General features: G+C 50.0%; 8 protein-coding genes and 1 pseudogene. All 9 read left to right on the forward strand.

Features of this window, described 5'->3' with window-relative positions:
- The first annotated feature begins 494 nt into the window (after positions 1-494).
- Positions 495-1,520, forward strand: a complete 1,026-nt coding sequence (locus ABYW01_RS07480) for a TRAP transporter substrate-binding protein (RefSeq protein ID WP_372831861.1) — start codon at positions 495-497, stop codon at positions 1,518-1,520.
- A gap of 11 nt (positions 1,521-1,531) precedes the next feature.
- Positions 1,532-2,047, forward strand: coding sequence for a TRAP transporter small permease (locus ABYW01_RS07485; RefSeq protein ID WP_372831862.1), 516 nt, complete (start codon positions 1,532-1,534; stop codon positions 2,045-2,047).
- A gap of 37 nt (positions 2,048-2,084) precedes the next feature.
- On the forward strand, positions 2,085-3,413 hold the full coding sequence (locus tag ABYW01_RS07490) for a TRAP transporter large permease (protein WP_372831863.1): 1,329 nt from the start codon (positions 2,085-2,087) through the stop codon (positions 3,411-3,413).
- A gap of 77 nt (positions 3,414-3,490) precedes the next feature.
- Positions 3,491-3,976 carry a universal stress protein gene (locus ABYW01_RS07495; protein WP_372831864.1) on the forward strand — a complete coding sequence of 162 codons (486 nt, stop codon included), beginning with the start codon at positions 3,491-3,493 and terminating at the stop codon, positions 3,974-3,976.
- 355 nt (positions 3,977-4,331) lie between these two features.
- The gene (locus ABYW01_RS07500; RefSeq protein WP_372831865.1) at positions 4,332-5,294 is read left to right on the forward strand and encodes an MBL fold metallo-hydrolase; all 963 of its coding nucleotides are present in this window, start codon (positions 4,332-4,334) and stop codon (positions 5,292-5,294) included.
- A gap of 250 nt (positions 5,295-5,544) precedes the next feature.
- On the forward strand, positions 5,545-6,462 hold the full coding sequence (locus tag ABYW01_RS07505) for a LysR substrate-binding domain-containing protein (RefSeq protein WP_372831866.1): 918 nt from the start codon (positions 5,545-5,547) through the stop codon (positions 6,460-6,462).
- Between the two features lie 334 nt (positions 6,463-6,796).
- Positions 6,797-8,473, forward strand: a complete 1,677-nt coding sequence (locus ABYW01_RS07510; protein WP_372831867.1) for an FAD-dependent oxidoreductase — start codon at positions 6,797-6,799, stop codon at positions 8,471-8,473.
- A 25-nt stretch (positions 8,474-8,498) separates the two neighbouring features.
- On the forward strand, positions 8,499-8,702 hold the full coding sequence (locus ABYW01_RS07515; RefSeq protein ID WP_193953237.1) for a DUF2783 domain-containing protein: 204 nt from the start codon (positions 8,499-8,501) through the stop codon (positions 8,700-8,702).
- Positions 8,703-8,912: 210 nt separating this feature from the next.
- Positions 8,913-9,099: pseudogene (locus ABYW01_RS07520) on the forward strand (fumarylacetoacetase); the annotation flags it as partial.

Below are 9,099 nucleotides of genomic sequence, written 5' to 3' on the forward strand. Positions count from 1 at the left end.
AATACTGATCAGATGGAGCGCTATACGTTGGCAAGGGATGCATATGAAGACAGCGTGAATCACTTTGGTGAAGCACGTGAAAAGCTTGCTGATGTGTTAAAAGATGTTTATTGGTAACGGAATTCGCATTTGAGTCTTGATATTAATTAATATGTTAATTAATATTTGAGGCTCAACTGTATATTTTCCTTAAAGGAAAGAGTCTTATGATCCATTTTCGGCTTCTGCCGATGATGGAAGTGGAGTATCTTTGATTGCGATCAATATTTGTGGCCGCGTATGACCCCGAATGTTCTACGAAAGGCAATTGATACAAAGTTTGGTGCAACAGGTGCTTCGTTTGTAGCATAACCTGAGTTATGCTCGATATTCAGGGTTCCGTCAGTTTAGTGCTGGTATAACTGGGCCCAGCAGGTAGTGCCTGCGTCTTACTTCATATAACAATAAGCAAACCACGCGTTTAAGCGTGTCTTTAAAGCCAGGAGAGAAAACCAATGATAAGAAGAAATTTCCTGAAAACAGCTGCAGCTGTAGGTTTGGGTCTGACTTTGTCCACTTCTGTAATGGCAGAAACTGTCATGCGTGTAGCAAGCTGGCTGCCGCCGACTCACCCTCAGAATGCTGTTGTTTGGCCTACTTGGGGCAAGTGGGTTGAGGAAGCGACCGAAGGTCGAGTAAAAATTAAAATCGAATATGGTATGGGTCATCCAAAAACTATGTTCGAACTGGTTGAAGATGGCGTTGTAGACGCAAGCTTCAGCTACCACGGTTACGTACCGGGTCGCTTCAAGCTGACTCAGGTTGTTGAGCAGCCTGGTCTGGGTGTCAGCGCTGAAGCCGCTTCCATCGCTCACTGGCGCGTAAACGAAAAATACTTCACCAAAGCGAACGAGCACGAGGGTCTGGTACTGGCGGCACTGTTCACACACGGTCCTGGCCAGATTCACATGGCTAAGCCAATTGACTCCCTGTCCGACCTGAAAGGCAAGAAAATCCGTATCGGCGGTGGTGTTCAGGGTGAAATCGGTAAGCGTCTGGGCGTGACCGCTGTAGGTGCACCGGCTCCGAAAGTATACGAAATGATGCAGCAGGGCGTTATCGACGGTGTTTTCATCCCTATGGGTGAGCAGAAAACACTGCGTCTGAAAGAAGTTGCTCGTAACGTAGTTGCACTGCCAGGTGGTATGTACCTGGGTAGCTTCTCTATGTTCCTTAGCCCTGACTTCATGGACGGCCTGAGCGAGAAAGATCGTAAGGCTGTAATGAGCGTGTCTGGTGAGAAGCTGTCTGCATTGGCAGGTCGCGCATGGGATGCAGGTGATGCTGAAGGTTACGTGGCTGCTAAAGAAGCAGGCGTGAACCTGAACGAAGTGGCTGCTGATGGTGCAATGGCGAAAGAGTTCAAGAGTCTTGCTAAAGGTATGGACGACGCTTGGGTCTCTCACGTTACTGATCGTGGCGTAGATGCGAAAGCTGCTCTGACTGAGCTGCGTTCCATCGCTCGCTCTTACGGTAAATAAGGAGTCACCGTATGTCATTTAGTGCCTGGGTCACAGCGCACTACGAAGAGAAAGGGCCAGTCAAGTGGCTGGCCTTTGCTCTGGAGTTGGTAGCTGCTGTTACACTGTTTCTGCTGATGGTTCTGACGTGTGCAGACGTGTTCGGCCGCTACTTCTTTGACAACTCCGTTGATGGCGCCACAGAGCTGACAGAGATCGGCATCGCCATTTTGGTCTTTGCTGAAATGCCAGTTATTACCTGGCGGGGTGGCCACGTAGTCGTTGATATTCTTGATCGCATGCTGGGTAGCGTGCTTCTTAAAGTGCTGGGCTTGCTGTCCGCATTTCTGATGTCTTCATCTCTCTATTTTCTGGGTGAGCGGATCTATTTTCTGGCTGAGCGTTCAATGCGTCGCGATGAGGTAACTGAATACCTCGAGCTGCCGGTAGGTCTCATTATTCAGTACATTGCTGTGATGAGCTGGGTAACAGCAGGTGCAATGATCACCTATGGCGTATACCGCCTCCTGTTCCTCTCTCGTGACTAAATAACGATTATTATAAAGTTAGACAGGTAATTTCAGCATGACAGTAGCACTGATCGGCTTTGCTATTCTGTTGGTCCTGATCGTCATCGTGCGTATCCCGATTGCGTTTTCCATGGGGATCGTGGGCTTCTTCGGCTTTGCGTACATGCAGGGTTTGACCTTTGACAACATGGGCGACTTCCGCTGGACAGGTTCACTGTCCATGGCTGCTAAGCGTGTGGTTGATACCGCGCAGGAATACAGTCTGTCCGTTGTTCCTCTATTTATTCTTATGGGTAACCTGGTCACCAAGTCCGGTTTGTCCCACGAGTTATACCGTGCTTCCAATGCCTTCTTGGGCCATCGGAAGGGCGGTCTGTCCATGGCAACCGTTGTTGCGTGTGGCGGTTTTTCCGCGATCTGTGGTTCAAGTCTGGCGACCTCTGCGACGATGGCTAAGGTAGCCATGCCTCCGATGCGTAAATACGGTTATGCCGATTCTCTGGCAACTGCATCAATTGCAGCGGGTGGTACGCTGGGGATCTTGATCCCGCCAAGCGTTATTCTTGTAATTTACGGGCTGCTGACTGAAACCAGTATTCGTGAGTTGTTTGCTGCCGGCTTTATTCCAGGCTTTATGGGTATTCTCTTATACCTGTGTGCTGTGCGATATGTAGTTTGGCGTAATCCTGCGGCGGGCCCGTGCGGTGAGAAGCTGACCTGGCCTGAGCGTATGGAAGCACTGAACGGTGTTTGGGGTGTGTTAATCCTGTTTACCATCGTGATGGGTGGTATCTATATGGGTATCTTCACGCCAACAGAAGCTGCAGGTATCGGTGCGGGTGGTGCATTCCTGATCGCGTTGTCCCGTAAGACGCTGACGTTTGCCAGCCTGTTCGACATTCTGACCGATACCGGTCGTACGTCTGCGATGCTGTTTGGTGTATTGATTGGTGCGCTGATCTTCTCCAACTTCATCAACCGTGCGGGTCTGCCATCCGACTTGTTGGCGTTCGTTCAGGGCTTGGATGTATCGCCGATGATGGTTATCTTCGCGATTCTTGGTATCTACATCGTACTGGGTATGGTGTTTGAGAGTCTGTCGATGATGCTGTTGACGGTGCCGATCTTCTTCCCATTGGTTCAGAGCTTAGGTTTTGATCTGGTGTGGTTCGGTATCGTAGTTGTGGTCGTAACAGAGATCAGTCTGATCACGCCGCCGGTGGGTATGAACGTCTTCGTACTCAGCGCCGTGTTGCGGGATGTTAAGGCGAGCACCATCTTTAAGGGTGTAACCCCGTTCTGGTGTGCTGATATTGTGCGCCTGGTTCTGGTAACCCTGATCGCGCCTATCTCTTTGTTCCTGCCTGAGCTTTTATATCGATAACGTTATACCCGAGGGGGCCTGAGGGCCCCCTTGTCATATCACTCTGTTTGATAAGAGACAGAGGAAAGGAGTCTGACATGCTGCCTCAAGTTAAAAAAATTCTGTATGCATCTGATATTGATCAGGGCTCCCGTCCGGCATTTCGTGCTGCAGTGAGCCTTTGTGGTCACTACAACTCTGAAATTACGTTCCTACACGTGCTTGAGCCGCTGAGTGCATCTGCTCAGAGCATCGTGAATACGATGATGAACGATGAATCACTGCATGAGATGCACGATCAAAGCATTCAGAACCTGCGTGATAAGCTGAAAGAGCGTATCGAACGGTTCTGTGAGACTGAGCTGGAAGAGAGTGAAATGCTGTCTGAAGGTCAGGCGATTGCGCGTGTTGAGGAAGGTACGCCATGGAAAACCATCCTTGAAGTGGCGGATGATATCGACGCAGATGTTATCGTGATGGGTACCCGCACTCACAGTGGTGTTAGCCAGTTCCTGCTGGGGTCTACCGCAAATAAAGTGATGCATCATACCAAGCGACCAGTGCTGGTTGTGCCGCTTAAGTAAGTCGGGTCTGTATCAGAAAGCGCGATTTTGCCGCAAGGTGGGTCGCGTTTTTTTATGCCAGACAGATGCGTGATCTTGTCGCCTGAAAGGGTGGCGAGGTACTAAAAACAGGATTGATTGTTTCTAAAAAGTGCATTAAAAGGTTGGTTTTTCGGCGTGAAACAGAGCATTGTTTCCAGTGGGGAATATATATTCTTCAATTGTTCGAGGTTATGTTTGCGTTGGATTGAGGTATCTTTATCCAATCCGGTTTCTGGTGTCTGCTGCGAAGAACAGTAAGCCAAGGAACAGATATTCTATGCTTTCTCTTTTGAGATAATCAGAATTAAATAAAGATTAACGATAGGAATCAGATATGGCGAAGAAGCCCTTTGCGTCCTCCGCGGACCTCGGTGTAAAAACTGAAACACTGGAAATTCTGGGTGATGGCATCTATGCACTGACCGCTGAAGGTGACCCAAACGTTTGTGCAGTTGAAGGTGAAGACTTCATCGTAGCATTCGAAGCGCGTGCAACGCCTAAAGCGGCACGTGACTGGCTGGAGCAGCTGCGTGAATACACTGACAAGCCTGTTAAGTATCTGGTTCTGTCTCACTACCACGCGGTACGTGTTCTGGGTGCAGAAGCATACAACGCAGAATCCATCATCGCGCATGAACAGACCAAGTTCCTGATCGAAGAACGTGGTATGCAGGATTGGGCGTCCGAATACGGTCGTATGCCTCGTCTGTTCCGTGAACCAGACGGCATTAAAGGTCTGACTCACCCTGACATCGTGTTCAACGATCGTCTGGAGATCCCTCTGGGTGGTGATCGCGGTAACCTGGTACTGGAATACTGTGGTCGCGGCCACACTGCAGGTGACATCGTTGCCTGGATCCCTAAGCAGAAAGTTCTGTTCGCAGGCGATCTGGTAGAAGCTGCTGCTGCACTGTATACCGGTGATGCGTTCCACTTTGACTGGTCTTCTGAGACTCTGGACAAAGTTAAAGCATACGAAGCAGAAGTTCTGGTTGGCGGTCGTGGTGCAGTTGCACGCGGTCGTGATGAAGTTGATGCGGCGATCGAGCAGACCCGTGGCTTCCTGACCGGCATGATCGAAAAAGTGGGTGAAGTTCACAAGCGCGGCGGTACTGTAAAAGAAGCGTTTGAAGCAACTCACGAGCACCTGAATCCTAAGTTCGGTATGTGGCCGATCTTTGAGCACTGTCTGCCATTCGACGTTCAGCGTCTGTGGGATGAGTTTGACGGTATTGACTGGCCGCGCATCTGGACTGATGAGCGCGATCAGGAAGTATGGGACAAGCTGCAGGACTAATCTTCTGACAGTTGTCTGCTACTTGGTTGTTCGGTGGCACGACATATTGAACGGTAAGCTGTCCCTTGTGTGACAGGCGAGCCGCCCCGAAAACGGTGCTGAGGTGCAAACCCAGCGCCGTTTTTCTATTTATAAAGTGTTGAAAGTACAGTGCTCTGTATTGGGGCGTTTGTGGTGCTTTATCCCTTGTTTCGCCGGTTGGCCGCTGCTAGTGTGAAATCTGGCTTCAGATGCAGGAGTAGGAGACGTTATGGACGTGTTGTCTGCCATGAATATTTACGTGCGGGTTGTGGATCTTAAAAGCTTTTCGCTGGCCGCAGAGGAGATGGGCATCTCCAGCTCTTCGGTCAGTAAGCAGATCTCTCATCTGGAACAGCATATCGGTGCACGACTTTTGCAGCGAACTACGCGCCGTCTAAGCGTCACAGAGGTGGGGGCGGCTTATTACGAAAAATGTCAGAAGATAATCAGTCAGGTAGAAGAAGCAGAAAACCTTGTGTCTCAATTGCAAGGGCAGCCTAGAGGTGTTCTGCGGATCTACTGCAACATGACCTTTGGTCAGATGCAGCTGGCTAAAGCCATTCCTGCCTTTATGGAGTCCTACCCGGATATTCAGGTTGATATCACGTTGGATGATCGAGCGCCCGATCTGGTGCGTGATGGCTTTGATCTGGCGATTCGTATTGCGGATCCGCAGTTGCCTGATTCTAGTCTGATTGCGCGTGAAATCTCCAAAGTTCCGATGTTTATCTGTGCAACGCCAGAGTATCTGGAAGCAAACGGGACACCCGAGTGTGCAGAGGATCTCAAGAAACATAACTGTTTGGTGTTTGTGCATGCTTCCAACGCGAACCAGTGGTCGCTGGAGCGGGAAGGGAGACGTTGTACGGTACAAGTAGACGGTGATGTAAAAGCCAATAACAGTTTGGTGGTTCGGGAGACCGTGCTGGCAAATCGAGGGATCGCCAATCTGGCCTATTTTGTGATTGCGCGCTTTGTTGAGTCCGGCGATCTGGTGCGGGTCTTTCCGCAATATGAACCTGAAAAGCTATCAATCTTTGCGGTGTATCCGGATCGCAAATATATCTCACCAAAAGTCAGTGCGTTCATCGAGTTCTTTCAGGCATGGCTGGAGCAAAATTTGCAGCAGCAGTGGCCGCAAGATTGATTCTATTGCTGAACAATTGGCAAAAGATTTCTGCAGTTGTTCGGTATCTGGTGCTTTGTGTATCGCGACTCAAAGCGCGTGAATTTGGGTTATCTATTTGAAGGTAAAGGAGGTTTTGTATTTTTGGGGCGTTGTGTTCTGTCGGCTTTGTTTCCCCTGAAGAAATAATTTTGTGCTCGTGAGAGGGATTATCGACCGCCCCAAATCCGCTATCTTGGTTACCGTACTAAGCGCGATTCCAAACGCTGAAAATTAAGGAATCTGCTGACAGGTCCTGAGAGGGTTTAGGGGGAGTTGTCAGCAGGTCCCATAACAATAATACGAGTGCCAAGCGATGCTTAACACATACACTTTTCCTGAGTTCGATTATATCCGCTCTGCAGACCAAGACGCTGCACAGCCGGTAAAACACCCAGTGGTTGTGATCGGTGCAGGCCCAATGGGTCTGGCTGCTGCAATTGACCTTGCAATTCACGACATCCCTGTTGTTGTACTGGACGATAACAACACTGTAAGTGTTGGTTCTCGTGCAGTTTGCTACGCCAAACGTTTCCTCGATATTTCTGACCGCCTGGGTGTGGGTCAGCGTTGCGTTGATAAAGGCGTAACCTGGAATGTGGGTAAAGTGTTCTTCGAAAGTGAGCAGATTTACAGCTTCAATATGCTGCCTGAAGAACATCACCGTCGTCCGGGTTTCATCAACCTGCAGCAGTACTACCTGGAAGAGTACTATGTTGATCGCGTTAACGAACTGGAAAAAGCTGATCTGCGCTGGAAAAACAAAGTCACTGGTGTTGAGCAGAACGACGACGAAGTCACACTGACTGTAGAGACCCCGGAAGGCGAGTACACGCTGAAAGCGGATTACATCATCGCCTGTGACGGTGCGGGTTCCAAAACCCGCGCAGCCTGTGGTCTGGAATCCAAAGGTCAGATTTTCCAGGATCGCTTCCTGATCGCTGACGTTGTTATGGATCCGAAGAAATTCCCACCAGAGCGCTGGTTCTGGTTCAACCCGCCGTTCCACGAAGGTCAGTCTACACTGCTGCACCGTCAGGCTGACAACGTATGGCGTATCGACTTCGACCTGGGTTGGGATGCTGATCCGGAAGAAGAGAAGAAACCGGAAAACATCATTCCACGTGTTAAAGCGTTCCTGGGTGAAGATGTTGAGTTTGAACTGGAATGGGCGTCTGTATACACCTTTACCTGCCGTCGTATGGACGACTTCCGTCACGGTCGTATCTTCTTCGCTGGCGATGCGGCTCATCAGGTGTCTCCATTCGGTGCGCGTGGTGCGAACTCCGGTATCGAAGACATTGATAACCTGACCTGGAAGCTGCAGGCAGTGATGAACGGTCAGGCGGACGATAGCCTGCTTGATACGTACTCCGAAGAGCGTGCGTTCGCCGCAGATGAGAACATCCTGAACTCCACGCGCAGTACAGACTTCATTACGCCGAAGAACGGTGCTAACCGTGCGTTCCGCGATGCGGTCCTGTGGCTGGCAAAAGATTACACCTTCGCCCGTCCGCTGGTGAACAGTGGTCGCCTGTCTGTGCCGCCTTTCCTGACAGAATCGTCTCTGAACACCGAAGATGATGGCAGCTTTAACTGTAAAGTGGTTGTCGGTGCACCTTGTACTGATGGTCCGGTGAAGCGTAACGGTGAAGAAGGCTTCCTGCTGGGTGCATTGGGTAACGTGTTCAATGGCATGTTGTTTGTTGATAGCCGCAATGATCTGACCGCTGAAGCGGTGGCTCAGTTGGGTGAACTCGCTCAGCAAGATGTACCGGTTAAGTCATACATCGTTGCCAGCCATGACATGGATATCGCACTGCCAGAAGGCGTAGAACTGCTGATCGATTCCGTGGGTGTGGTGAAAGAACGTTTGGATGCGAAGGGCGGTACCTTCTATCTGATGCGTCCTGACCAGTTGGTAACAGCACGTATGCGCAGCTTTGATAAAGCCGCGGTAGTTGCAGCGCAAAACAAAGCGCTGGCTAAGTAACGGACAATAAGAAAGAGAGATGACAATGACTAAACTTATTACCGAGCCAAATCTGCCGCGTCCAGATGATTTCTATCAGGAACTGACAGATCTTCATCGTGATTTGACCGATGAGCAGAGCGTCGATGTGAATGCACGACTGATTCTGTTGCTGTGTAACCACATCGGTGATCAGGAAGTGCTGTCCGAAGCGATGCAGACTGCACGCAAGCACATTCCTGCACAATAAGCGTTAAATAACGCAATACTCAGGCTCACCGGCAAAATGGTATAAGAACAGCGACTTACGCAACGTTCTTGTGCAATTTTTAAAGGTGGGCCTTTACTGTTTTTATGCTAGGGTGATCTGGCCCCGAAAAAGGTTAACGAAAACCGCTCCTGTTATGCAGGAAAAGGTGTCAGATACGTCTTTACGGCGAGAATTATGGAGGAAGGCAGAATGCCTGCACTGAACGAGACTCATGATCTAAACCTCACCAGCTGGGTTGCATCTGCAAACGATGCCCAGTGTGATTTCCCAATCCAGAACCTGCCATTTGCGGCGTTCCGTCGTCAGGGTAGCGATGAAGCATTCCGTGGTGGTGTGGCAATCGGTGATCAGATTGTGGACCTCGCAGCAGCGAAAG

It is taken from the genome of Pontibacterium sp. (genome assembly GCF_041587635.1).
In the GTDB taxonomy this organism is placed as follows: Bacteria; Pseudomonadota; Gammaproteobacteria; order Pseudomonadales; family Balneatricaceae; genus Pontibacterium.

Coding starts and splice junctions, on each gene's coding strand:
- ABYW01_RS07500 (WP_372831865.1), top strand. CDS start 4,332: ATGGCGAAGAAGCCCTTTGCGTCCTCCGCGGACCTCGGTGTAAAAACT.
- ABYW01_RS07480 (WP_372831861.1), top strand. CDS start 495: ATGATAAGAAGAAATTTCCTGAAAACAGCTGCAGCTGTAGGTTTGGGT.
- ABYW01_RS07515 (WP_193953237.1), top strand. CDS start 8,499: ATGACTAAACTTATTACCGAGCCAAATCTGCCGCGTCCAGATGATTTC.
- ABYW01_RS07510 (WP_372831867.1), top strand. CDS start 6,797: ATGCTTAACACATACACTTTTCCTGAGTTCGATTATATCCGCTCTGCA.
- ABYW01_RS07490 (WP_372831863.1), top strand. CDS start 2,085: ATGACAGTAGCACTGATCGGCTTTGCTATTCTGTTGGTCCTGATCGTC.
- ABYW01_RS07495 (WP_372831864.1), top strand. CDS start 3,491: ATGCTGCCTCAAGTTAAAAAAATTCTGTATGCATCTGATATTGATCAG.
- ABYW01_RS07505 (WP_372831866.1), top strand. CDS start 5,545: ATGGACGTGTTGTCTGCCATGAATATTTACGTGCGGGTTGTGGATCTT.
- ABYW01_RS07485 (WP_372831862.1), top strand. CDS start 1,532: ATGTCATTTAGTGCCTGGGTCACAGCGCACTACGAAGAGAAAGGGCCA.